Source organism: Actinoplanes sp. NPDC048967, assembly GCF_040649415.1.
Classification (GTDB): domain Bacteria; phylum Actinomycetota; class Actinomycetes; order Mycobacteriales; family Micromonosporaceae; genus Actinoplanes.
Genome location: NZ_JBEZFL010000012.1, coordinates 232,820 through 256,784 on the forward strand (window position 1 = coordinate 232,820; position 23,965 = coordinate 256,784).

General features: G+C 73.0%; 22 protein-coding genes. 8 read left to right on the forward strand and 14 right to left on the reverse strand.

What is annotated here, in order from left to right; all coding sequences use genetic code 11:
- From AB0C12_RS39105 to AB0C12_RS39115, 3 genes are all read left to right on the forward strand, one after another.
- Entirely contained in the window at positions 1-663 is a 663-nt protein-coding gene (locus tag AB0C12_RS39105; RefSeq protein ID WP_360555696.1) for a response regulator transcription factor, read from the forward strand.
- Positions 664-665: 2 nt separating this feature from the next.
- Positions 666-1,763 carry a HAMP domain-containing sensor histidine kinase gene (locus AB0C12_RS39110; protein ID WP_360555698.1) on the forward strand — a complete coding sequence of 366 codons (1,098 nt, stop codon included), beginning with the start codon at positions 666-668 and terminating at the stop codon, positions 1,761-1,763.
- Between the two features lie 133 nt (positions 1,764-1,896).
- Entirely contained in the window at positions 1,897-3,309 is a 1,413-nt protein-coding gene (locus tag AB0C12_RS39115) for a serine/threonine-protein kinase (RefSeq protein WP_360555700.1), read from the forward strand.
- A gap of 11 nt (positions 3,310-3,320) precedes the next feature.
- Here AB0C12_RS39115 and AB0C12_RS39120 read toward each other — a convergent pair whose 3' ends face one another.
- The 6 genes from AB0C12_RS39120 to AB0C12_RS39145 all read right to left on the reverse strand — a co-directional run bounded on the left by AB0C12_RS39120 (position 3,321) and on the right by AB0C12_RS39145 (position 8,911).
- Complete coding sequence (locus AB0C12_RS39120) at positions 3,321-4,052, reverse strand: methyltransferase domain-containing protein (RefSeq protein ID WP_360555702.1); 732 nt, start codon at positions 4,050-4,052, stop codon at positions 3,321-3,323.
- A 74-nt stretch (positions 4,053-4,126) separates the two neighbouring features.
- The gene (locus AB0C12_RS39125) at positions 4,127-5,026 is read right to left on the reverse strand and encodes a LysR family transcriptional regulator (protein ID WP_360555703.1); all 900 of its coding nucleotides are present in this window, start codon (positions 5,024-5,026) and stop codon (positions 4,127-4,129) included.
- A complete protein-coding gene (locus AB0C12_RS39130) occupies positions 5,023-5,514 on the reverse strand; it encodes a hypothetical protein (protein WP_360555705.1) in 492 nt (163 codons plus the stop codon). Before AB0C12_RS39130 ends, AB0C12_RS39125 begins: the two co-directional genes overlap by 4 nt.
- A gap of 35 nt (positions 5,515-5,549) precedes the next feature.
- Entirely contained in the window at positions 5,550-5,999 is a 450-nt protein-coding gene (locus AB0C12_RS39135) for a DUF6069 family protein (protein ID WP_360555707.1), read from the reverse strand.
- Complete coding sequence (locus tag AB0C12_RS39140) at positions 5,996-6,988, reverse strand: RNA polymerase subunit sigma-70 (protein WP_360555709.1); 993 nt, start codon at positions 6,986-6,988, stop codon at positions 5,996-5,998. Before AB0C12_RS39140 ends, AB0C12_RS39135 begins: the two co-directional genes overlap by 4 nt.
- A 63-nt stretch (positions 6,989-7,051) precedes the next feature.
- Entirely contained in the window at positions 7,052-8,911 is a 1,860-nt protein-coding gene (locus AB0C12_RS39145) for a glycosyltransferase (protein WP_360555710.1), read from the reverse strand.
- 128 nt (positions 8,912-9,039) lie between these two features.
- On the opposite strand from AB0C12_RS39145, the gene AB0C12_RS39150 reads away from it, so the two are divergent.
- Positions 9,040-10,503: a family 43 glycosylhydrolase gene (locus AB0C12_RS39150; protein WP_360555712.1), complete on the forward strand. Its 1,464-nt coding sequence runs from the start codon at positions 9,040-9,042 to the stop codon at positions 10,501-10,503.
- Between the two features lie 7 nt (positions 10,504-10,510).
- Here the strand turns inward: AB0C12_RS39150 and AB0C12_RS39155 are convergent, their stop codons facing one another.
- A complete protein-coding gene (locus tag AB0C12_RS39155; RefSeq protein WP_360555713.1) occupies positions 10,511-11,767 on the reverse strand; it encodes a PHB depolymerase family esterase in 1,257 nt (418 codons plus the stop codon).
- 173 nt (positions 11,768-11,940) lie between these two features.
- On the opposite strand from AB0C12_RS39155, the gene AB0C12_RS39160 reads away from it, so the two are divergent.
- From AB0C12_RS39160 to AB0C12_RS39175, 4 genes are read left to right on the forward strand one after another with little or no spacing between them, the layout of a single operon-like run.
- Positions 11,941-13,710, forward strand: coding sequence for a phosphatidylglycerol lysyltransferase domain-containing protein (locus AB0C12_RS39160; protein ID WP_360555715.1), 1,770 nt, complete (start codon positions 11,941-11,943; stop codon positions 13,708-13,710).
- Positions 13,707-14,462 (forward strand): hypothetical protein, encoded by a 756-nt coding sequence (locus tag AB0C12_RS39165; RefSeq protein ID WP_360555717.1) that lies wholly within the window; start codon positions 13,707-13,709, stop codon positions 14,460-14,462. The genes AB0C12_RS39160 and AB0C12_RS39165 overlap by 4 nt, the downstream gene beginning before the upstream one ends.
- A complete protein-coding gene (locus AB0C12_RS39170; RefSeq protein ID WP_360555719.1) occupies positions 14,459-15,481 on the forward strand; it encodes an alpha/beta hydrolase-fold protein in 1,023 nt (340 codons plus the stop codon). Before AB0C12_RS39165 ends, AB0C12_RS39170 begins: the two co-directional genes overlap by 4 nt.
- Positions 15,451-16,170: an SGNH/GDSL hydrolase family protein gene (locus tag AB0C12_RS39175; RefSeq protein ID WP_360555721.1), complete on the forward strand. Its 720-nt coding sequence runs from the start codon at positions 15,451-15,453 to the stop codon at positions 16,168-16,170. Before AB0C12_RS39170 ends, AB0C12_RS39175 begins: the two co-directional genes overlap by 31 nt.
- Here AB0C12_RS39175 and AB0C12_RS39180 read toward each other — a convergent pair.
- The 7 genes from AB0C12_RS39180 to AB0C12_RS39210 are packed head-to-tail and all read right to left on the reverse strand — an operon-like array spanning position 16,164 to position 23,875.
- Positions 16,164-17,753, reverse strand: coding sequence for a long-chain fatty acid--CoA ligase (locus tag AB0C12_RS39180; RefSeq protein WP_360555723.1), 1,590 nt, complete (start codon positions 17,751-17,753; stop codon positions 16,164-16,166). The genes AB0C12_RS39175 and AB0C12_RS39180 overlap by 7 nt on opposite strands.
- Before the next feature lie 15 nt (positions 17,754-17,768).
- A complete protein-coding gene (locus tag AB0C12_RS39185; RefSeq protein WP_360555724.1) occupies positions 17,769-18,668 on the reverse strand; it encodes an SMP-30/gluconolactonase/LRE family protein in 900 nt (299 codons plus the stop codon).
- Between the two features lie 21 nt (positions 18,669-18,689).
- Complete coding sequence (locus AB0C12_RS39190; RefSeq protein ID WP_360555726.1) at positions 18,690-19,427, reverse strand: SDR family oxidoreductase; 738 nt, start codon at positions 19,425-19,427, stop codon at positions 18,690-18,692.
- Positions 19,427-20,404, reverse strand: a complete 978-nt coding sequence (locus AB0C12_RS39195; RefSeq protein WP_360555727.1) for an ABC transporter permease — start codon at positions 20,402-20,404, stop codon at positions 19,427-19,429. The genes AB0C12_RS39190 and AB0C12_RS39195 overlap by 1 nt, the downstream gene beginning before the upstream one ends.
- Complete coding sequence (locus AB0C12_RS39200; protein WP_360555729.1) at positions 20,401-21,366, reverse strand: ABC transporter permease; 966 nt, start codon at positions 21,364-21,366, stop codon at positions 20,401-20,403. The genes AB0C12_RS39195 and AB0C12_RS39200 overlap by 4 nt, the downstream gene beginning before the upstream one ends.
- The gene (locus AB0C12_RS39205; protein ID WP_360555731.1) at positions 21,363-22,862 is read right to left on the reverse strand and encodes a sugar ABC transporter ATP-binding protein; all 1,500 of its coding nucleotides are present in this window, start codon (positions 22,860-22,862) and stop codon (positions 21,363-21,365) included. Before AB0C12_RS39205 ends, AB0C12_RS39200 begins: the two co-directional genes overlap by 4 nt.
- Complete coding sequence (locus AB0C12_RS39210) at positions 22,859-23,875, reverse strand: sugar ABC transporter substrate-binding protein (RefSeq protein ID WP_360555733.1); 1,017 nt, start codon at positions 23,873-23,875, stop codon at positions 22,859-22,861. Before AB0C12_RS39210 ends, AB0C12_RS39205 begins: the two co-directional genes overlap by 4 nt.
- Positions 23,876-23,965: the final 90 nt, after the last annotated feature.

Consider the following 23,965-nt stretch of genomic DNA (forward strand, 5'->3'; position numbering starts at 1 on the left):
ATGCGCGTACTGATCGTGGAGGACGAGCCCTACCTGGCCGAAGCCGTCCGTGACGGGCTGCGGCTCGAAGCGATCGCCGCCGACATCGCCGGTGACGGCGACGCGGCCCTGGAGCTGCTCGGCGTCAACTCGTACGACCTCGCGGTCCTCGACCGCGACATCCCCGGCCCCTCCGGCGACGAGGTGGCCCGGCGCATCGTCGCCTCGGGCAGCGGCATCCCGATCCTCATGCTCACCGCGGCCGACCGGATCGACGACAAGGCCTCCGGCTTCGCGCTCGGCGCCGACGACTACCTCACCAAACCGTTCGAGCTGCGGGAGCTGGTGCTCCGGCTGCGGGCCCTCGACCGCCGGCGCGGGCACGCGCGGCCGCCGGTCCGCGAGATCGCCGGGCTGCGGCTCGACCCGTTCCGCCGGGAGGTCTTCCGCGACGGGCGCTACGTCGCGCTCACCCGCAAACAGTTCGCCGTGCTGGAGGTCCTGGTCGCCGCCGAGGGCGGGGTGGTCAGCGCCGAGGAGTTGCTGGAACGGGCCTGGGACGAAAACGCCGACCCGCTCACCAACGCCGTGCGCATCACCGTGTCCGCGTTACGCAAACGGCTGGGCGAGCCCTGGATCATCGCCACCGTGCCCGGCGTCGGCTACCGCATCGATCAGGGGTGAGCGTGAGCAGAGCCCCCGGGATGAGCGTCCGCCTCAAGCTCACCGTCAGCTACGCCGCTTTCCTCCTGCTGGCCGGCGCCCTGCTGCTCGCCGCCGTGTGGGTGTTCCTGCTGCGCTACGTCCCCGACCGGGCACTGCTGATCGGCGCCGACCCCGGCAGCACGGGCGTCTTCCCGGTCCGGTCCAACCTGCTGCACGTCTTCGCGCCGCGGGCCGCCGCCGTGCTGGGCTTCGTGCTGCTGTTCGGCCTGGTCGGCGGGTGGGTGCTGGCCGGCCGGATCCTGGCGCCGCTCACCCAGATCGCGGACGCGGCCCGGACCACCGGCCAGGGGTCGCTGGCGCACCGGATCCGCATGCAGGGCCGCCGCGACGAGTTCCGTGAGCTCTCCGACGCGTTCGACTCGATGCTCGACCAGCTCGAGTCCCACGTCGCCGAGCAGCAGCGGTTCGCCGCGAACGCCTCGCACGAGCTGCGCACCCCGCTCGCGATCTCGCGGACGCTGCTCGACGTCGCCCGCAAGGACCCCACCCGGGTACGGGGTGAGCTCATCGAGCGGCTGCACACCGTCAACCAGCGGGCCATCGACCTCACCGAGGCCCTGCTGGTGCTCAGCCGCGGCGACCGTGGGGACTTCACCCGGGAGGGCGTCGACCTGTCCCTGCTCGCCGAGGAAACCGCCGAGACGCTGCTGCCGCTGGCCGAACGGCGCCGGATCAAGTTGGAGGTCACCGGCGGAGCGGCCCGGACCACCGGCTCGCCCCAGCTGCTGCTGCGGATGGTGACGAACCTCGTACAGAACGCCATTGTCCACAACGTTCCGACCGACGGCACCGTCACTGTGCGTACTGAGTCGCACGGTGACACGAGTGTGTTGCGGGTCGAGAACACGGGTCGCCGGCTCCCGCCCGAACTGCTGCCGACGCTGACCGAGCCGTTCCAGCGCGGGACAGAACGGGTACGCACGGACGAACACGCCGGCGCCGGCCTCGGACTGGCCATCGTGCACAGCATCGTCCGAGCCCACGACGGCTCGCTGGACCTCGGGCCCGGCCCCACCGGCGGTCTCCGCGTCACCGTCCGGCTACCCGGTACGCCGTAGCACCGTCGGCGAATCAGGCGTGCTTCTACCAGTGCGCTGCTGGGTATGACATGCGACACTCGCAGCAGGATCGGTGCCAAGAAAGATCCACACTGTGGGTGACGGATTCGCGCGACGGCCAGGAGGGATGACCATGCGATCGCTGGCAGGTCGTTACCGGGTCGAGCAGCCGGTCGGTCACGGTGGCAGCGCCGTCGTGCACAGCGGCTACGACCGTACGCTCAAACGTCGCGTCGCGATCAAGCTGTTCTCGGCGTACCGGCCGGACAGCGGTGAGCCGTTCCTCGACGTGCTGCGCGAGGCCCGGGCGGCGGCGACGCTGAGCCACCCGAACGTCGCCCGCGTGTACGACTACGGCGAGGCGAGCGACGGGGACCAGCGGATCCCGTACCTGATCATGGAATTCCTCGAGGGCGACACGGTCGCCGACCGGCTCGCCGCGACCGGCGCGTTCGAATGGCCGCGCGCCGCCGAGATCTGCGCGGACGTCGCCGCGGCCCTGGCCGCCGCGCACGCGCGTGACCTGGTGCACCGCGACGTGAAGCCCCGCAACGTCATGCTGACCCCGGGCGGCGTGAAGGTCCTCGACTTCGGCATCGCCGCCCTCGCCGGGCAGAACAGCTTCGACGCGCACGGGCAGCTCTGGGGCACCCCGGCCACCCTCGCGCCCGAGCAGCTGCGCGGCGAACCGACCTACCCCGCGGCCGACGTCTACGCGCTCGGCCTGCTGCTGTTCGAATGCCTCACCGGCACCCGCGCCTGGCCGGGCACCACCGTCAGCGACATCCTGGCCGCCCGCTTCCAGCAGCGGACGCCACGGCTGCCGGCCATCGCCGGGCTGCCCCGCGAGATCAACCGCCTCTACGAGGCCTGCGTCGCCGACGAGCCGGCCCGGCGCCCGTCGGCCGCCGAGGTCGCGGAGACGCTGCGGCGGGCCGCGGGCAAGACCCCGACGGTACGCCCGGCCGCCGTGATCACCCGCACCATCCCACCGGTACGGCGTCGCTCCCGCAGCCGCGCGGCCATCACGGCGTCGATAGCGGTGGCCGCCGCGCTCGCCAGCGTCATCGGACTCCAGGTGGCCAACGGTTACGCGACCCCGGCCGGCCGGCCCGCGGAGGCCGCCGCCGACGGTGCGCCCGTACCCCCGGCTCCGCGGCCCATCACCACCCCGGTCCCGACCCCGACCTCGACCCGGCCGGTGCCCGACGTCCCGGAGGACGACGGTGATCGTCCGGTCCGCCGGGTCACCGACACCTGGACCCGCGAGGCCACCACGCCGCCGCAGTATGCGAAGCCGAAGCCCGAGCCGACGAGCAAGGCCCCGACCACCAGGCCGACGACCCGCCCGACCAAGCCCCACCCGACGCCGCCGAGCGACCCGCCGCCGACCACGACGGAGCCGGAGCCGGAGGAGCCGACGGACCCGCCGGCCACCACCCAGCCTCCGGTCGAGCCGACGGACCCGCCGGACGAGCCGGACCCGGTGGACCCGTCGCCGCCGGCCGTGGAACCGGCGCAGGAAGTCGTCCTCGCCGATTCCTGAGGCGGCTGTCCTCAGCGACCGCGCCGGGCCGTGACGATCCAGGCACGCGAGTCGAAGTACACGCCGTCGTCCGTGCGGTGGGCGTCGAGAACGGTGCGCAGCCGCGTCATCGCCGACTCGGCGGCCGCCGCCGTCCACAGGCGCCGCACGGCGTCGAAGGCGGCGGCGCTGTCCGGGCCGTAGTAGACCGGCTCGTGCACGTCGGTGAAGCTGACCTCCGTGAAGCCGGCCGCCGTCAGGACGCCTTCCGTGACGCTCGGATCGGCGAGGGAGAACGCCGGCGCGGCGGTGGGGGCCCAGGGGATCTCGGTGGCCCACTCATTGCGGTCGCGGCCCTGCCAGACCAGCAGCACCAGCCGCGCCGCGGGGCGCAGGGCCTGCCCGATGTTGGTGAACGCGGCAACCGGGTCGGCGAAGAACATCGTGCCGAACCGGCTGACGCAGAGGTCGAAGGTCGCCGGGGCGAAGCGGTGGACCTGGGCATCCGCCTGCTGGTAGGTGACGTTGCGCAGACCCTCGTCGTGGCTGAGCCGGCGGGCCCGCGCGAGCATCGGCCCGGAGAGGTCTACGCCGGTCGCGCTGCCGTCGACGGCGGCGCGGGCGGCCTCCCGGGTGGTCTGGCCGGTGCCGCAGCCGATGTCGAGCACCCGGTCGCGGGCGCCGACGCGGGCCGCGGCGCGGAAGTGCTCGTTGTGCCGATGCAGCTCGGCGTCGTAGTCGAACAGGTCGGACGTCGTCGTCATGGTGGTGACGTTAGAGGGAGGTCATCATCGACAAAAGCGATTGTTTCCGATGGATTTGATCGCTCTGAGCGATCTCACATCCGCCTGCTCAGGTCCGCGGCCGCCTCGACCGCGATGTCGATCGTTCGCACAGCGAGTGGCGAGTGGCTGCGGCCGGCCGGCCAGAGCAGGAACACCTCGCGGGGCGGGAGTTCCGGCCGCAGTTCGTGCACGCGGAGCCGCTCGTCGGCCGCGACGCCGGATCCGTGCACGGCCAGCCAGGGCAGCACCGCCGACCCCATCCCGGCCCGCACCATCGACAGGATCGTGTCGTCGCCGGCGCTGCGGAAGACGATCCGCGGGCGGGCGCCGGCCCGCGCGAGGGCCAGCTCCATCCGGGGCTGATCGCAGACCGGCGGGTAGGCGACCAGGGGCTGACCGTCGAGCTGTTCGACCCGGACCGGGCCGTCCGGGAACGCGCCGGGGCGGGCCACCAGCACGTACCGGTCGTCGAGCAGCTTGACGTGGTCGACGTCGCCGTCGAGCAGGCTGTCGTAGAACAGCAGGTCGAGCTCGTCGATCCGGGGCGGCCGGCCCGGCACCTCCTCGGTCATCCGGATGTCGCAGTCGGGGTGCTCGTCGCGCAGCCGGCGCACGACGGTCGGCAGCATGGCGTTGGACATGCTCTGGAAGATGCCGATGTCGATCCGGCCCGCACCGGCCCGGAACCGGTCGACCGCGTCGGTCAACGCCTCGGCCCGGGCCAGCAGGTCGCGGCCGTGTTCGAGCACCACGGCGCCGAGCGGGGTGATCCGCACCGGCCGGGGGCCACCGGGCCGGTCGAACACCGGGCCACCGACGGCCTTCTCCAGCGCGGCGATCTGCTGGCTGATCGTGGACTGGGTGTAGCCGAGCCGGGTGGCGGCCCGGCCGAACGAGCCCTCATCGGCGATTGCGGCCATGGTGACCAGATGCCGCAGCTCGACCGCGGTCACGGATCGCCCCGATCGGCTGTCGCCACAGCCGCGAGGGTCAGCACGATCGGGAACTCCTTGTCCATCTGGCCGAGCAGCAGCCCGACGATCCGCCCTTCGTGCGACCAGGCCGGGAAAGGCTCGCCGCCGGTGAACATCGCGAGGTTGTAGTCGAGCGTGGAGACGCTCTCGTCGCCGGCCAGCACCCGCTCGTGCTCGGACCGGAACGCGTACGGCTGCGGAGGCCCCCACCGTGCCGTCAGCGCGATGACCGCGTCCTGCCGACGCTGCTCGAAGCGGTGGTACGCCTCTTCCCACAGCCGCCAGGCGGTTCCGTCGTAGTCCGCGGGCGTCTCGTGCAGGCTCGCGAAGACCGCGATCGGCTCGAAGGCGGCCCGGGTGCCGGTCCGGGCCACTCCCTCCAGCCAGTGACCGGAGTCGTCCGGCACGCCGAGGAACTGCCGGGTGGCCAGTTCCTCGGCTGTTGCCACGACGTCGTCGATGTCCACGGCCGGATCGTACTGCGCCGTCCCGTTGCCGATCCTCAGTCGGTACGGCTGCGCAGGCTCCGGGCCAGCGTCGGGATCATCACCGCCGCGGGGACCAGGTGCAGGCCGAGCAGAGCGGCGATCGTGTTGGTGTCCGCCCCGGAGACGAGCGGCGGGATCAACGAGACCGCGGTCAGCGACCCTGCCGTCCACCGGAACCGGTCGGCGGGTCGAGCGCTCCAGCGCAGCAGGGCGGCGGCGATCACGACGCCCACGATGCAGAAGAAGCCGGTCACCACGGCGAAGCCGGACAACGGGATCGTCTCGCCACCGTCGGGGATCGCGAAGTCGACGCCGGCGGCCCGGGCGAGCGCGGCGGCGAGCGTGGTCACCACCGTCGCCGCGAGCGTGGCGACCAGGCCGGTGCCGACGAGCCCGCGGATGCGGTGGCCACGGCCGGGCGAGGCCGGGCGGGCGCCGACCGCGAGGTCGTCCCGGCCGGTCATGCCGTTTCCGCCGGCAGGCGCTCCGGCAGCCCGAGCCGCGGGAACTGGTCGTCGTGGAACGTGATGATCTCGGTGATCGTCCCGCCGCTGACGCGCAGGACGTCGAGTGTCAGCGGCAGGTACGCGCCCTCCTGCTCCCGCCAGTGGTAGAAGGCGAAGGCGGGCTGCCGGTTCACCGCGGTGCGGACCGCACGCAGGCCCGTCATGCCCTCGAAGCCGTCCGCGACCCAGTTGCGCACGACCGCGTCGCGGCCCACGTACAGGCCCGGGGTGGGTGGCATCGAGCAGCGGACGTCGTCGCGCAGCAGGGCGGCGAGCTCGTCGATGTCGGTGGCCACGCTGGCGTCGGTGAAGCGGCGTACCAGCTCGCGGGTCTGCGCGTCCTCCTCGCCGCCGGTCCAGTCCTGCCGCTCGGCCGGCAGGTGCTCCCGCATGCCGGCGCGGGCCCGCTGCAGTGCGCTGTTCACGGAGTTGACCGAATCGCCGAGCAGCTCCGCGACGTCTTTGGCCGGCCAGCCGAGCACGTCGCGCAGGATCAGCGCGGCCCGCGGGCGCGGTGCGAGGTGCTGGACCGCGACCACGTACGCCAGCTCGATCGTCTCCCGCGCGACCGCCACGGCCTCCGGCCCGTCCCCGTCACCCGCGGGCAGCTCGTCGAGCAGCCGGTCCGGGTACGGCTGCAGCCACCGCACCTCGCCACCGGTCGCCGGCTCCGGCCGCCGCTTGGCCAGCAGGTCGAGGCAGGCGTTGGTGGCGATCCGGTACAGCCAGGCCCGGAAGGTCGACCGCCCCTCGAACGTCTCCCGGCGCCGCCAGGCCCGCAGGAACGCGTCCTGCACGGCGTCCTCGGCATCCTCGAACGACCCGAGCATCCGATAGCAGTGCACATGCAGTTCCCGCCGGTGCCGCTCGACCAGCCCGGAGAACGCCGGCTCGCTGATCTCCCCCAGTCCGTTCACGCCCAGCTCCTCCACCACGTCCACACCCATGACGTCACCCTTCCGTCTCGGCAGCCCCGTCGCAGGTATGACGGCCGGGAGCGGAGAAACTCATCAACGGCGGGTCACGCGGATCGAGAACTCGTTGTTCGCGTCGTAGTGCGGCTGCATCGTGACGCCGCCGGTGGTGATCGGCGGGAACACGTACGCGATGTCCTTACGGGCCACGTCGTCCAGGAACCGGCCGAGCCGGACCGCGGGCTCCCCCGGCGCGTGGCGCAGCCAGAGTTGCCAGGTGCCCGCCGGCAGGGCGTCGATCCGTACGGCGAAGCCCGCGTCGGTGACCGCGCCCGGCAGCTCCCGGGTCGCGGTGCTCCGCAGCTCGAGCACCGGTTCGGCGGGCTCGGCGCCGACCAGGCGGCCCTCGATCCGCAGGCCGTCCGCGTCGATCAGCACCCGGGCGATCTCGGCGTACACGGGCCGGTCCCAGACCCGCAGGCCGAGGCAGCCGTCGCTGAGCCGATAGGGCAGCTGGACCCGCTTCGCCGTACCGGGGATCAGGGCCCGGGTGTCCAGCCGGCCGGCCCGGACCGCCGCGCCGTCCGGGGTGCGCAGCTGCCAGGTTCCCTCAGTCAGGTCGCCGCCCGCCGGCACCTTGTCGTCGTCACGCCACCAGATCAGGTCCGCGCTGTCCGCCAGCATCAGCTCGCCGTCCGCGGTGACCAGCGCGTCGACGGTCGGGACGGCGGACGTCGGGGCCGGCCCGAGCACCGGCTGCGGCGGGGCCGGCCGCTCCCGGCGGGGCCACCAGCGCCGGCGGCCGGCCTTGCGGGCCGCGAGCCGGTCGAACAGCTGCTCGTACTGCTCGGCGATCAGGGCCGGGTCGTAGCGTTGCGCGTTCTTCAGCGCGGCGGCGGCCATCGCCTCCCGCTGCCCGTCGTCGTTGATCACCCGCAGCAGCGCGGCCGCCAGGGCGGCCTCGTCCCCGATCGGCGTGAGCAGGCCGTCCATCCCGTCCTGGAGGATCTCGGCCGGACCGTACGGCGCGTCCGTGCTGACCACCGGCACCCCGCACCGCATCGCCTCGACCAGCGTCATGCCGAACGGCTCCTGGTCGGAGGGCACGGCGGCGATCGCGCCCTTGGCCCATTCCGTCTCGATCGGCGTGTACGGGCCCATCATCAGCACGTTGTCGTGCAGCCCGAGCTCGGCGACCAGGGCCCGCAGCTCGGTGCGGAGCTTGCCCTGGCCGTAGACGCGCAGCTGCCAGTCCGGGCGTTCGGCCGTCACCGCGGCGAAGGCCCGGATCAGCAGGTCGTAGCGTTTGCCCTGGACCAGCCGGCCGGCCGCCACGACGATCTTGTCGCGGCCGTGCGACGGGGGCACGACCGGCGCCGGCACGCTGTTCGGGATGAAGGTCAGCTCGGTGTCGGTGAGCCGCACGTGGGCGCGGTAGTCCTCGGCGTCGCGGGCGGTGATCGTCACGAAGGCGTCGAGTTTGCGCAGGTGGCGGGGCAGCTCCTCGCGCATGGCCCTGCGCTGCTGGAGCCGGGTCAGGTGCTCCTGGCCGATCTTGATCATCCGGTCCGGGGCGAACCGGCCGGCGTAGGCGATCAGGCCGGGCCGGGTGGCGATCACCACGTCGGCGTCGCTGGCGGCCAGGTAGCGCGCGTACCGCTGCTCGACCATCCGGTCGTAGTCATCGGACCGGTAGTCGGCCTTCGGGTAGAACCTCGCGGGCTGACCCCGCAGCGGATCGTCGCGGAGGTAGTCGGGGTGATCGGTCCTGGCCTCGACGAGCGCCATCAGCCGGACGGCCGGGTGCAGCGGCATGTGGGGCACGTCGCGCCGGCGGGCGGTGCTGAGCACTTCCACCTGGTGGCCCCGCTCGGCCAGGGCGCTGCCGAGGTTGAAGGTCGTGGTGATGGTGCCACCGATACCGAAGCCGTCGTTGAGCAGGAAAAGGACCTTCACGGATCGGCACCCTAGACCGGTCGTGCGACCTCCGTCCATCCGGTGCGCAGAGCAGAACGCTTGACGACACGTCCCGACACAAGTAAACAATCCTTATCATTCATCGGGGATCATCGATGGGGGTAACCATGAACTCGATCGCCGCAGTGCTGGTGGCTTTGCTGGTGGCGCCGGCCGTCGCAGCAGCGCCACCCCCGTACACGACCGCGGAGGCCGGCAATCCCTTCGTCGACGGCCGTTACGCCGACCCCGACATCGCGCTCTACAACGACCGGTACTGGGTGTTCCCCACCTCCTCCCGGCCCTACGCCGAACAGACCTATCTGGACGCCTTCTCCTCCACCGACCTGGTCACCTGGACCAAGCACCCGACCGTGCTGAGCACCGCGAACGTCTCCTGGGCGAAGTACGCGGTCTGGGCCCCCGCCCCCGTTCAGCGCAACGGCCGGTACTACCTCTACTTCGCGGCCAACGACATCCAGAGCAACACCGAGCTCGGCGGCATCGGCGTCGCCGTCGCGGACCGGCCCGAGGGACCGTACGTGGACGCCATCGGCCGACCACTCGTCGACCGCTTCGTCAACGGCGCGCAGCCGATCGACCAGGACGTGTTCATCGACGACGACGGGCAGGCGTACATCTACTACGGCGGCCACGGACACGCCAACGTGGCCCGCCTGAACAGCGACATGACCAGCCTGGGCACGTTCCCCGACGGTTCGGTGTTCAAGGAGATCACGCCGGCGGGCTACGTCGAGGGCCCGCAGATGCTCAAGCGCAACGGAAAGTACTACCTGATGTGGTCCGAGGGCGGCTGGACCGGTCCGGACTACTCCGTCGCGTACGCGATCGCGGACTCACCGACCGGACCGTTCCAGCGCCTCGACAAGATCCTGGCGCAGGACGCCGCGGTCGCCCGCGGGGCCGGCCACAACTCGGTCGTGAACATCCCGGGCACCGACACCTGGTACATCTTCTATCACCGCCGGCCGCTGGGCGAGACCGACGGCAACGCCCGCTACCTGGCCTACGATCGGATGACCTTCGCCGCCGACGGCACCATCCAGCGGGTGAAGATGCTCGTCAAGGACAACTTCGACGACAACAACGCGATCGGCTGGAAGACCTACGGCGGCTCGTGGACGGCCACCGGCGGGCAGTACCGGGCCCAGCACTCGTACGGCGGCAAGGCACTGCTGACCGACAACCACACGAACGCGGTCTACGACGCCGACGTCACGGTCACCTCCGGCGCGGGCGACGCCGGCCTGGTCTTCCGGGCCACCTCCCCGGCCGTCGGCACGGACAGCTACCGCGGCTACTACGCGGGCATCAGCCCGGCGGGCCAGGTCGTGCTGGGCAAGGCGAACAACAACTGGACCCGGCTCGGTGCGGCGGCTCTGCCGGTCGCCGTGGGCACGCGCTACCACCTGCGGGTCGAGGCGGTGGGCCCGTCGCTCAAGGTGTTCGTGAACGACATGGCGAATCCCAGGATCACGGTCACCGACGGTACGTACACAGCGGGCTCCTCCGGGGTACGCGTCTACAACGCCGCGGCGGCCTTCGACAACCTCGCGGTCACGAACCGGTGAGGCCCGCTCAGTTGCGTTGCCGGGCCATCCACTGCCAGATGTGGGTGCCGTCGATGCGTGGATCGTTGCGGGCCACATAGATCCACGACCAGTGGCCGGGGAACTGGTGGCCGTTCCAGACGACGTTGTCGTAGAGCGACAGCAGCGAGCCGTCGATGAGCTCATGGGCGTGGACGGTGTTGGGCACCGGCGGCACGGTGTCGTCGTCACGGGAGGCCACCAGCCAGGTCGGGGTCCGGATCGCCCGCAGCTCGGCGTCGGTGATCATCGTGGGGCCACCGGGCTGCAGGGACTCGACGACGCCGCAGATGGGCACCGACGCCGCGAACAGGTCCGGGTAGACCGTGGTCATCTTCAGGCTCATGTAGCCGCCGTTGCTGGCGCCGACCACGTAGATCCGGTCGCGGTCGACCGGGTGCCGGCGCGCGACCTCACGGACGATCTCGCGGATCCGGGGGGCGAAGCGGTCGCCGTCCTCGAGCCAGAAGGAGGTGCTCTGCGGGGCCACGACGTAGGCGCCGGCGAAGATCCGCTGGGCTTGCGGGGTGGCGAAGCCCAGCGCACCGCGGTTGGCGCGCAGGGTGGTCTCGTTGTCGTAGTAGTTGTCCGGCAGCGACGCTCCCTCACCGCCGCCGTGCAGCCAGACGACGAGCGGGCGCCGCCCCCGACCGGCGAAGCGGCGGGACGGCTGGAACAGGCGGTACTTCATCCCCGAGGCCGAGACCGCGTACCGGAACGCGTCCACCTCGGGGTTGGACAGCCGGCCCTGGACGAACTCCGTGATGGTGACCGGGCGGTGTCCCCGTACGGTGAAGGGGGCGTTCTGGGTGATCGTGTATGCGAGGTCGAGCCGTACGTTGCGCCCCCGGCTCGCGATGTAGCCCAGCGTGCCCCCGCCGGTCTGGCCCTCGGCGTACGCGAGGTCGAGCACGATGTCGCCGTGGTGGTCGAGCCGGACGGCGGTCACCGCCCGGTCCAGGTCGTACTCGCTGAAGATCTGGTCGCCCGGCGCGATCGGGATCGGGCTCGTCGCCTTCGCGTGCACGGTGAAGGTGCCGGTGCTCAGGCTGGCCGGGTCGATGCGGCCGAGCCCGCCGGTGGCGATGGTGAGCGAGATGACCTGTTCGCCGCCGTCCAAGGTCTCGGCGTTGAGGGTGAAGCGCGCCCTGGTGGCCGAGTGGCCGCCGGCCCGCGCGGCCGCACCCGGCAGGGCCAGCCCCACGGCGGCGCCGGCCCCGGCGGCCAGGACGGATCGACGGCTCATCGACGTGGCCATACGGCCTCCCTGTTTCGATCCCGTTAAAGATTCTGCATTGACATGGGTCTATCACGGTTGTCGCGCCGAGCGGAAGCCCGGCGTCGCGGCGGCCCGGAATGCCCAGGAAGGACACAGAGAACTCTCGGCTGATGCCAAGCGCGCGGACAGACGATCGCGCTATGAGGCAGGCAGCAGCAGCGAAGCCCGAAGAAGCAGCGCCGGAGGATCCCGAGGAACCCTGGCGGCCGCAGCCGCCGTTGTCCCGCGTCGCGGTCGCCCGGCTGGTCCAGCTGGCCGGGCTCTACAACGTCGTCACCGTGGTGCTGCCGTCACCGCACGGCCGCTTCGGGGAGCTGGCCGGGCTGCTGCCGATGGCCGGCGTGCTCACCGCCCGCGCGGCCAGCGCGGCGTCCGGCCTGCTGCTGGTCTATCTCGGGGCCGGGCTGCGCCGGGGCAAGCACCGGGCCTGGCAGGTGGCGGTGGTCCTGGCCGGCGCCGGGGTGGTGCTGCACCTGGCCCGGGGCTGGCACTACGACGCCGCCGCGGTCTCCGTGGCGCTGCTGGTGATGTTGATCGTGGTCCGCCGCCGCTTCCACGCGCAGGCCGATCCGTGGAACCGGTGGCGGGCGCTGGCCGCCTTGATCGGTTTCGCCGGTGCCGGGTTCGCGGTCGGGCTGCTGGAGATCGCCGTACGGATGAACCGGCTCGAAGGCCGGCCGGGGGTGATCGCCTGGATGCAGGAGGCCGCGCTCGGGCTGGTCGGGGTCTCCGGGCCGATCCGGTTCGCGTACCCGCTGGGCGCCGAGACGGTCAGCTACACCACCGGCATGTTCGGGCTGCTCTCGATCGCCGCGGCCGTCGTGCTGCTGCTGCGGCCCGCGAACCGGCTGCCGCGGCGCACCGGCGAGGACGACGCGGTGGTCCGTGAGCTCGTCCGGCAGCACGGGGCGGGCGACTCGCTGGGCTACTTCGCCCTGCGCCCGGACAAGTCGCTGCTGTGGGCGCCGTCGGGCCGGGCGGTGATCGCGTACCGGGTGATCAACGGGGTGAGCCTGGCCTCCGGTGATCCGATCGGCCTGGCGTCACAGTGGCCGGAGGTCATCGCGGCGTGGCTGCGGGACTGCGCCCGGCACGGCTGGACGCCGGCGGTGCTCGGCTGTGGCAATGCCGCCGGCCGGGCGTACCGGAAAGCGGGTCTGGATGTCGTCGAGCTGGGCGACGAAGCGATCCTCGACGTCGCCGGTTTCACCCTGCAGGGCCGGGCGATGCGCGCGGTCCGGCAGGCGGTCGCCCGGGTGGAGCGGGCCGGCTACACCTGTACGGTCACCCGGCTGCGCGACCTCACCCCGGAGGCCCTGGCCGAGGCGCAGCGGGCCGCCGACGCCTTCCGTGACGGCCGGGTCGAGCGTGGCTTCTCCATGGCGTTGTCGCGCCTCGGCGACCCGGACGACGGTGACTGCCTGTTCGTGGTCTGCCGGGACGCCGACGACCGGGTCCGGGGCCTGCTGCACTACGTGCCGTGGGGCACCGACGGGCTGTCGCTGGACCTGATGCGCGGGGACCGGACCGCCGAGAACGGGCTGACCGAGTTCATGGTCGTCACCACCATGACGGCCGCGCCCGGGCTGGGCGTGCACCGGGTCTCGCTGAACTTCGCCGTGCTGCGCTCGGTGTTCGCCCGGGCCGACGAGCTCGGGGCCGGGCCGGTGCTGCGGCTGTCGTACCAGGTCCTCAGGGCCGCCTCCCGGTTCTGGCAGATCGAGTCGCTGTACCGGTCCAACGCCAAGTACCAGCCCGCCTGGGTGCCGCGCTACCTGTGCTTCCCCGCGGTGCGTGAGCTCCCGCGGATCGCGGTCGCGGTCCTGTCGGCCGAGGCGTTCCTGCCCGGCCCGGGCCGGCGGACCGCGCTCACCCGGCCCGCCGCGTCGCCCGCGAAGGTCCACCGATGACGCTCACCGGCCTGCCGCTCGTGCTCGGCACCTGCGCCGCGGCCGGGTCGGCCGGCGGGTTCCTGGTGTGGTCGTGGAACCGCGGCAGCCGCCGCCGGCGGTTGCCCACCCGCGTACTCAGCCTGCTGCTCAGCCAGACCCTGCTGGTGCTCGCCGTGGGACTGCTCTACAACCGTCAGGAACAGTTCTATCCCTCGTGGCAGGCGCTGGCCGGGCGGACCGGCACCCCGGCGGGCATCGCCCCGGCCAGCAGCGGCCGGCTGGACGCCTCGTTCGCGCGGGACCCGAGCGCTCGGTGGCAGCCGCCCGGCTCGGCTTCCTGGCAGCTCGCGGCGCCGCCCCGGGTCACCGTCCCGGCCGGGTACGCGACCCGCCCGCTCGCGTACCCCGTCCTGCTCGCCCTGGGCGGCCGCCCGGCCGGCGCCGATCTGATCGAGGTCACGCTCTCCCCCGGCGGGCGCACCGGCTCGCTGGCCGCGCTGCCCGGGCTGCTGGAGACCGATCTGCGGACGACCCCGCGCGGCTGGGTCCTGGTGGCCGCGGCCGCGCAGGTCCCGCTGGCCCGGCGGCTGGTGGCCGAACTCCCCGGCCGCTTCGCCGCGCTGGCGACCGTCGCCGCGCCGGCCGGCACCGGACCAGCGGTTCCCACGCGCACGTTCCGGACGTGGTCCGCCGCGACCAGCTGGGCCGTCGCCCAGAGCCCGCCCGCGCTCGCGGCCCCCGGGGTCCTTCCGACGGCGTTGCCGGCATGAGGATCGACGGGCTCCCGCTGCTGGCGACCGCCCTCGCCCTGGTCGCCGGCTCCGCGGTGGCCGTGGCGGTGCGCTGGGAGCGGGCCGGCCGCATCGCCCGGGCCGGCCTCATCTCGGCCTGCACGCTGAGCGTGGTGGCCACCTCGGCGATCGAGCTGAACCGGCTCACCGAGGCCTACCCCAGCTGGAGCGCGCTCGGCGGCGTCCAGGAGGACCCGGCCGCCCCGCCGCCGCCCGTCGAGAGCGCCTCGGGGCCCGGGGGCCGGATCGTCGAGATCACGGTGGCCGGCCGGGTCTCCCACATGACCATGCCCGCCTACGTCTACCTGCCGCCCGGCTACGCCCGCAGCCATGAGCGTTATCCGGTGATCGAGGCCCTGCACGGCTTCCCCGGGTCGCCGAAGAGCTGGTTGCGCCGCCTCGACGTGCGGCGGCACCTCGACCAGGAGATCGCCACCGGCCGGATGGCCCCGACCGTCGTGGTGTTCGCCTACCAGACGCCGGACCCGCTGGTCGACACCGAGTGCACCGACCTGGCCGGCGGCCCGAAGGCGGAGACGTTCCTGACGGTGGACGTCCCGGCGGCGGTCCGGGCCGGCTTCCGGGTCCGGTCCGACGGCCCGGCCTGGGGCCTGGCCGGCTACTCGGCCGGCGGGTTCTGCGCCGCCGACCTGCTGCTGCGGCATCCGCGGCAGTACGCCGCCGCGGCCAGCCTGTCCGGGTACGCCTCCCCCGGCATCAAGGTCGGCGACGGCTCCGAGCTGACCACGCACAACGTCGCCTGGCGGCTGCGGCACCTACCGCAACCCCGGGCCGGACTGTATCTGGCGTACGCCGCCGACGACCCGCCGTCCCGCCGGGACGGTCTGACCATGGCCCGGCTGGCCCGCCCGCCGCTGTCGGTCACCACGGCCGTCGTGGCCCACGGCGGGCACAGCGACGCGGTGTGGCAGGCCATGGAGGCGCCCGCGTTCGACTGGTTGTCGTCGTGGCTCACCCGTCCCGCGGCCACGCCGTGAAGGCCGTGGTCGCGTTGCTCGGCGCGCTGCTGCTGGGCGGCTGCGCCACGCCGCCACCGGCCTCGGTCCCGCCGGTCACCGTGGTCACCTTCGGCGACTCCGTCCCGGCCGGGACCGCTTGCCACTGCACGCCCTTCCCCGACCTGTACGCCCGGATGGTGTCCCCGGTGGCGGACTCGGTGAACCTGGCCGAGGCCGGTGCGACCTCGGCCGACGTGCGGCGCGCGCTGAGCGGCGCGCCCGCCCGGGACGCCGTACGGCGGGCGACCGTCGTGCTGGTCATGGCCGGGGCCAACGACGTGGCCGCGGCGCTGGACGACGACGACCCGTACGCGGCGCCCGTCGCCCAGGTGGGCCGCAACGTGACGGCCGCGCTGCGATCGGTGCACGAGCTGCGGCCGGGCGTACCGGTGCTGGTGTTCGGTTACTGGAACGTCGTGGAGGACGGGGTCGCCGCGGGTGACGACGACAACCGGCGCGCGGCGGCCGTGGCGGCCACGGCGGCCTGCGACCAGGCGTTACGCGAGGCGGCGGCCGCGACGGGGGTCACCTACGTCGACACGCTGCCGGTGTTCAAGGGCGGCACCGGGACCGGCGACCCGACCTCGCTGCTCGCCGCCGACGGCGATCACCCCAACGCCGCCGGGCACGAGGCCATCGCGTCAGCGGCGTACGCGGCTGCTCATTGACCGGTCAGCCGGCGCAGCGCCACCTTGGCGAACTTGCCCGTGGCGGTCTTGGGGATCTCGGCCACGAAGCGGAACTCGTCGGGCACCCACCAGGAGGCCACCCGGCCGGCGAGGTGCGCCCGCAGATCATCGGCGGTGAGGGCCCGGCCCGGGGTGACGACCACGCACGCCAGGGGGCGCTCACCCCACCGCTCATCGGGTACGGCGACCACGGCGGCCTCGAGCACGTCCGGGTGCGCCATGATCTCGTTCTCCAGCGTGACCGACGAGATCCATTCCCCGCCCGACTTGACGAGGTCCTTGGTGCGATCGACGATCCGCAGGTAGCCGTCCGCGTCCATCGTGGCGATGTCGCCGGTGCGCAGCCAGCCGTCGGCGGTCAGGTTCGCCTCGCCGGCCCCGGCGCCGAAATATCCGGCCGCGATGGTCGGCCCGCTGACCTGCACCTCTCCCGGCGTGCTGCCGTCGTGGGCCACGACGGTGCCGTCCTCACCGACGAGCCGCACCTCCGTCAGCGGGACCGGGCGGCCGGGTGAGCACAGCACCTCACGCCGGGCGGTGGCGTCGAGCCCGTCGTGGACCGTCGCGAGCCGCGCGCAGGTGACCAGCGGGCTGGTCTCGGTCATCCCCCACGAACTGCTCAGCGTGACACCGGCGTCCTCGTACTCCCGGGCCAGCGAGACCGGCAGTGCGCTGCCACCGCTGACGGTCATCCGCAGCGCCGAGAGGTCGAGCCCGGGCAGCCGGGGCACCAGAGCACGCCAGATCGCGGGTACGGCCGCGGTGAACGTGACCCGGTGCCGGGTCAGCGCCGCCGCGAGCGCGTCCGGGCTCATCCGCGGACCCGGCAGCACCAGGCCGGCCCCGGCCATCGCGGCGGCGTACGGCAGTCCCCAGGCGTTGACGTGGAACATCGGGACGATCGGCATGATCACGTCACGCTCGCTGATCGCGAAGCTGTCGGCCGCGAGCAGGGCCATGGTGTGCAGCACGACGGACCGGTGGCTGTAGAGCACACCCTTGGGCCGCCCGGTCGTGCCCGACGTGTAACACAGGCCGGCGGCGTCGTCCTCGGCGACGACGGCCGGGGCCACCGGCTGCGGCACCCGGGCGAGGAGATCCTCGTAGTCGAGCACCCGGGCGTCGTCCGGGATCGGCTCGTCGCCGCCGTCGTCCATGACCACGACATGCCGGACGGTGGGGGCCGGCCCGATCACCGGCCACACCGTGGGCAGCAGGGACCGGTCGACGAAGAGCACGTCGTCGGCCGCGTCGGCCAGGATGCCGGTCAGCTCGGCGGCGAAGAGCCGGTGGTTGAGCGTGTGCAGCACGCGTCCCGCGCTCGGCACCGCGAAGTAGAGCTCCAGGTGGCGCTGGGAGTTCCACCCGAAGGTCCCGACCCGGGCTCCGGGCGGCACGCCGAGCAGCTCGAGGACACCGGCCAGCCGCCGGGCCCGGGCGACGACCTCGCCCCAGGTGGCGGTGACCTCGCCGGCCGCGGTGGCGGTGACCACCCGTTTGCGCGCGAACAGTCCCTCGGCGCGGCGCATCAGCATGCCGACGTCGAGAGCCCGGTCCTGCATCAGCCCGCGCATGGCTCAGGCGGCCGGGACGTCGACGCGGATCGCGAGCAGGCGGGCCTCGGTGGCGGCCTTGCGGGCCTCGTCGTGGAAGTCCGGCGCGGCGCACGCGTACAGGGTGCGGCCGTCGGACCCGCCCAGGCCGCAGGCGTAGACCGGGGTGCCGGGGCGGATCTCGTCGGTGATCGTGCCGCCCTCGGTCACCCGGATCAGGCGGCTGCCGGTCGCGTCGGCGATCCACAGCGCGCCCTCGGCGTCCAGACAGGCGCCGTCCCCGGCGACGGTCAGCGCCGGCAGCGTCTTCTCCAGCGAGCGGTCGGTGGGCAGCGGCCCGAACTCGGCCCACACCCGGCGGTTCGTCAGCCGGCCGTCGGCGGTGAGGTCGAAGGCGCTGACCCGGTCGCCGAAGGTCTCCACGACCAGCAGGACGCCGCCGGCGGTGATCGCGCTGCCGTTGGGGAACCACAGGTCGTCGGCGACCTCGGTGACGGTGCCGTCGGGGTCGACGCGGTGCAGCGAGGTCGGCTCGATCGGGGCGCCGGCCATCAGGTCGAAACCGAAGTTGCCCACGTACGCGCGGCCCTGCGCGTCCACGCACATGTCGTTGGCGAGGCCCTTGGCGTACGGGGAAAGGTCGGCATGGGTGACGAGCGTGCCGTCGTGCTCCCGGCGCAGCACCCGGCGCTCGGTCATGGCCACGATCAGCAGCCGCCCGTCGGGCAGCCAGCCCAGCCCGGACGGCTGCCCCGGCACCTCGGCCTCCACGCGCAGGTCCGAGCCGTCCTCGGCGGCCGACGAGACGCGGTAGCCGTAGAAGTCGGAGAACCAGATCCGGCCCTCGTGCCAGCGGGGCGCCTCCAGGAAGTGGGCGTCCGAGACCACGGTGGTGGGCTCCGTGCTGCCTGGTGAGTCACTCATGTCGTGCTCCTTCGCTGTGGGTCACAAAGAGAGTCCTCCGTCGACCGGCAGGACGACACCGGTGATGTAGGACGCTTCGTCGGAGGCCAGGAACGCCACGGCGGCCGCCATCTCGGAGGTGTCGGCGAAGCGGCCCATCGGGATCGCCCCGGTCAGTTCGGCGAGCTTGCCGGGCGGGACCGAGGCGATCATCCGGGTCCGCGCGTTCGGTGAGATCGCGTTGACGGTGGTGCCGAACCGCGCCAGCTCCTTCGCGGTGGTCTTGGTGAAGCCGATGATCCCGGCCTTGGCCATCGCGTAGTTCGACTGGCCCGGATTGCCGCGCAGCCCGGTGTACGAGGTCACGTTGATGATCCGCCCCCGGTTCTGCCGGCGGAAGTGCGGCACGGCCGCCCGGGTGAACCGGAAGGTCCCGCCCGCGTGCACCGCCATCACGGCCTCGTAGTCGCCGTCGCTGAGCTTCCACACCACGCCGTCGCGCAGGATCCCGGCGTTGTTGACGAGCACGTCGATCCGGCCCGTCTCGGCCACCACCCGGGCCACGACGGCGTCGACCTGGGCGCTGTCGCTGACGTCGGCGGCCAGGCCCACCGCCCCGACCTCGGCCGCGGTCGCCGCGACGACCTCGGGCTCGACGTCCACCAGGTAGACCGCGGCGCCGGCCGCCCGGAAGTGCTCGCCGATCGCGCGGCCGACGCCGCGGGCGCCCCCGGTGACCAGCACCGTACGCCCGGAGAAGTCGAAACTGAGATTGCCCATCACGCCCCCACCGGCCTGGTCCGGGCCCGGAGGCGTGCCAGCCCTCGGCGCAGGCCCGGCGAGTCGATGGCCACGACCACGGCCAACAGCGCCGCGTAGAACAGCTGGGTCGAGTAGTCCGGCAGGTAGGCGACGGCCACGATCTGGGCGAGCAGCGCCACCGACAGCGCACCGGCGAGCAGCCCGGCCGCAGTGCCGCGCCCGCCGGCCAGCGACGCCCCGCCGAGCAGCGCGGCGACGGCGGCGATGAGCAGCGGCCGGAGCCCGGGGTCGGGGTTCGCCGAGGCGAAGCTGAAGCTCAGCAGCGCGCCGCCGAGGGCCGCGAGCGTGCCCGAGGTGGTGAACAGCAGCACCAGCTTGCGCTCGACCCGGACCCCGGCGACCCGGCTGGCCCGGCGGTCGCCGCCGATCGCGCGCAGTTCCGCACCGAGCCGGGTGCCGCCGAGCACGACCGCCACGAGCACGAAGGCGGCCAGCGTGACCAGACTTCGTGGCGAGAAGACGCCGGCAATCGTGTGGTCGACCCAGAGGGTCGCGGCCCGGTTGGTGAAGGTGACGCTGAGACCACCGGAGATCGCGTACGCGAGCCCGAGCAGCGCGATGTACGCCGCCAGCGTCACCGGCACCGACGGCACCCGCAGCCAGGCGATCAGCGCGCCCTGGACGGCTCCGACCGCGGCACCGACGGCGACCGCGACCAGCAGCCCGAGCACCGCTGAGGACTGGCCGGCCTGCACAGCGATCATCCCGCCGACGGCGTAGGTGCCCACCACCGACAGGTCGAACTCGCCGGCGATCATCGTGAGGCCGATGGCCAGCGCGAGCAGGCCGATCTGGGCGAAGCCCTGCAGGGCGTTGTAGACGTCGAACGTCGTCAGCGGCAGGCCGGTGCCCAGCGGTGTGAGCACGAAGGCGACCACCACCAGCAGCAACGCCGCGGCGGGCACGATCCGCTCCTGCCTCAGCGCGGGCCTCATCGCCGGCCCCGGACATGGACGAGGACCACGACAGCGAGCACGAGGATTCCCTTCACCAGAATCTGCACCCCGGTCGAGTAGCCGCGCAGCAGCAGGACGTCGGAGATGACCGAGATCAGCACAGCCCCGCCGAGTGTGCGCAGCGCCGAACCCTTCCCGCCGGCGATGGCGGTGCCACCGACCAGGACCGCGGCGATGGCGTCCAGCGTGAGCGTCCCGGCGAGATTGGTGGTGGCGCTGGTGTTGAACGCGGCCAGAAAGACACCGGTGACAGCCAGGCACAGGCCGAAGAACGCCCAGGCGACCACCGTCACCCGGCCCACCGGCAGGCCGGCCGCCCGGGCCGCGGCGCGGTTCTCCCCGACCAGGTACAGCTGCCGCCCGGCCGTGGTGCGCCGCAGGATCCACTCGGCCAGCACGGCCAGCACCAGCAGGACGTAGACCGCGAGGGGCAGCCCCAGCGGCGTCGCGTTGAGGACGTCGAAGCCATCGGACGCGGCGCTGACCGGGGTGCCGCCGCTGAACCAGATCGCGCCGCCGCCGATCGCGAACCCGGCGGCGATGGTCAGCACGATCGGGTTGGCCTCCCAGTAGCCGACCGCGAGACCCTGGACGGCGGTGAGGACGACGCCGGTGAGCAGGGCCAGCAGCGTGGCCCCGAGCAGGCCCTGGCCCAGCGTCGCGAGGAAGACCATGGCCACGACCGTCGCCGTCTGCGAGGCCGCCATCGAGACCGCCGACCCGGCGATCATCACCAGCGTCGCCCCGATCGCGGTGATGCCGACCAGCGCGGCCGAGGCCAGGATGGCGCGGGCGTTGCCCAGGGTGAGGAAGCGTTCCGTGGTCACCGCGACCGGCAGCAGCACCACCACGAGGACGGTCAGCGCCACGGCCAGTGAGCCGGGCCGCGCCCGCCGTACCCGGGCGGCGGCGGCCGGTGGCGCCGCCAGGAGGCTCATCATGCCGCGTCCTTCCCCTCGGTCATGTCCCGCATGAGCACCGCGCCGTCCGCCCCGCCCGGGTAAGTGTCGACCACCCGGCCGTCGCGCATGGTGAGGATGACGTCGCCGAGTTCCAGCAGCTCCTCGAGCTCGGTGGAGGCGAAGACGACCACCAGACCGGCCTCGGCGGCGTCGCGCAGCAACCGGTGGATGGCCGCCCGGCCGCCGATGTCGACGCCCCGGGTCGGCTCGTCCAGCAGCAGCGCCCGTACGTCCGGCCGGCCCAGCGACCGGCCGACGAACACCTTCTGCTGGTTGCCGCCGCTGAGCGCGAGCACCGGGTCGGCCAGCCGGTCCGGCGGCAGGCCGGCCAGCTCGGCCAGCGACCGGGCGGTACGGCGTTCGCGTCCGGCGGCGACGAGCCCGCCCCGGCCCAGCCGGTCCAACCGGGTGGCCACGAGGTTGCCCGCCACCGGCTTGTCCAGGAACAGGCCCTCGCCCTTGCGGTCGTTGGACACGAACGCGATCCCCGCGCGGGCCGCGCCGACCGGGCTGCGGAACGGCACGGCGCGGTCGCGCAGCTCGACGCGTCCGGTCGCCCGGGGGTGCAGGCCCGCGACGGCCCGCAGCACGTCCGACGCGCCGCTGCCGAGCTGTCCGGCCAGCGCGTAGATCCGGCCCGCCCGCGCGGTCAGGGTGAAGTCCGCGAGCCGTCCCGGCACCCGCAGCTGCTCGATCCGCAGCGCGTGGGTGAGGTCGGGGTCGGGCCGCCGGGAGGTCTCCAGGCGGTGCGGCGCCTCGCCGAGCATGTGCACGATCAGACGGTCCACGGTCAGGTCGGCCGCGGGGGCGGTGACGACCCGGCGGCCGTCGCGCAGCACCGTGACGGTGTCACAGAGCTCGAGGACCTCGGGCAGGCGGTGCGAGACGAAGATGACGGCGCAACCGCGGGCCGCCACCCGGCGTACCGCGGCGAAGACCCGCCGGCTCTCCACGTCGCTGAGCGTGGCGGTCGGCTCGTCCAGGATGACCACCCGGGCCCGCTGGCTGAGCGCCTTGGCGATCTCGACGAGCTGGCGTTCGCCCATGCTCAGCGTGGCGACGAGCTGGCCGGGCCGCAGCCGGTCGAGACCCATGTCGTCGAGCAGCTCCCGGCACCGGCGCACCGCGGCCCGGCGGCGGGTGACCAGCGGGGCGTCGATGTCGCCGAGGCTCATGTTCTCCAGCACGCTCAGCGCGGGGACCACGCTGAGCTCCTGGTCCACCAGGGCCACCCCGAGGCGCTGCGCCACCTGGCGGCTGCGCAGGTCGACCTGCTCCCCGTCGAGCACGATGCGGCCGGCGTCCGGCGCCAGCTGGCCGGACAGCATCTTGACGACCGTGCTTTTGCCGGCGCCGTTGTGCCCGCACAGGGCATGGATCTCGCCCGCCCCGACGGTGAAGGAGACCTCCCGCACCGCCGGGACGCCGGCGAAACTGCGGGCGAGGGCATCGACGACGACCAGCGGCCCGCTCACGCCTGGCTGCACTGTTCCTCGAACTGCGCGATGGTCGCCTTGGTGACGCGGTCCTCCTTGACCAGCTCGCTCTTCGGCGGGTTCTCGCCCTTGAAGTAGCGGGTGACGTAGGAGGCGGTCTGCTTGGCGATGGTGATCGGATCCTCGGTCGCGGTGCCGTACATCTCGCCGGTCTTGATCGCCGCGATGCCGGCCTTGAAGCAGTTGCCGCCGGTGACGACCAACCCGTCGGTCCCGCCGACCTTGCACCCGGCCTGCTTCGCGGCCTGCACGATCGGCAGGGCCATGTAGTCGGCCATGCCGTAGGCGGCCTGGATGCCGTCGCAGCCGTGCTTGGCGAACAGCTGCTGGGCGACCTTGCCGGAGGCCGTCGGGTCCCAGTTGGTGTCCTGGTCCTCGATCACCTGGTACTGCGCGGCGGTGGCCATCACCTTGCCGAAGCCGCTCATCCGGTCCTGGGTGACCAGCATGGCCTTGGTGCCGGACAGCACGATCACCTTGCCGGAGGCCCGGCCCTGGGCCTTGAGCCCCTCGATGATGTTCTGCGCCGCGAACTCACCGAGCTTCACGTTGTCGGAGAGCACGGACATCACGTCGTCCTGGACCGCCGGGTCGGGCCGGCCGTCGACGATGAGGACGGGCACCCCGGCCTGCTTGGCCTTCTGGATCGGGACCACCGTCGCGGTGGTGTCCCACAACGCAGCGACGATCAGGCTGGGCTTCTGCGAGACGGCCTGGTTGAAGTTCTGCACCTGGGTGCCGGCGTCCATGCTGGTGAGATCGTTGATCTTCACGCCGGACGAGGCCAGCTCGGCCTTGAAGGTCTTGTTGTAGGCGGCGCCCCAGGGGCTGGCATCGCCGTAGCCGACGAAGGCGATGGTCTTGCCCTGGGTCCCGCCACCACCGGCGGCGGTGCCCGCGCCGGACGAGCCGCCGCCGCAGGCCGAGGCGGCCAGCGCCGTGCTCAGGGCACCGATCAGAAGTCCGGCCCGTAGTGATCGATTCCGCATCATTGGCTCTCCTTCGGAGTCGTCCGCGGCCGGTGGCGCCCGCTTACTAAGCGCATAGTTACCTGGTAATCTGCGTGTGTCAACCGTCACACC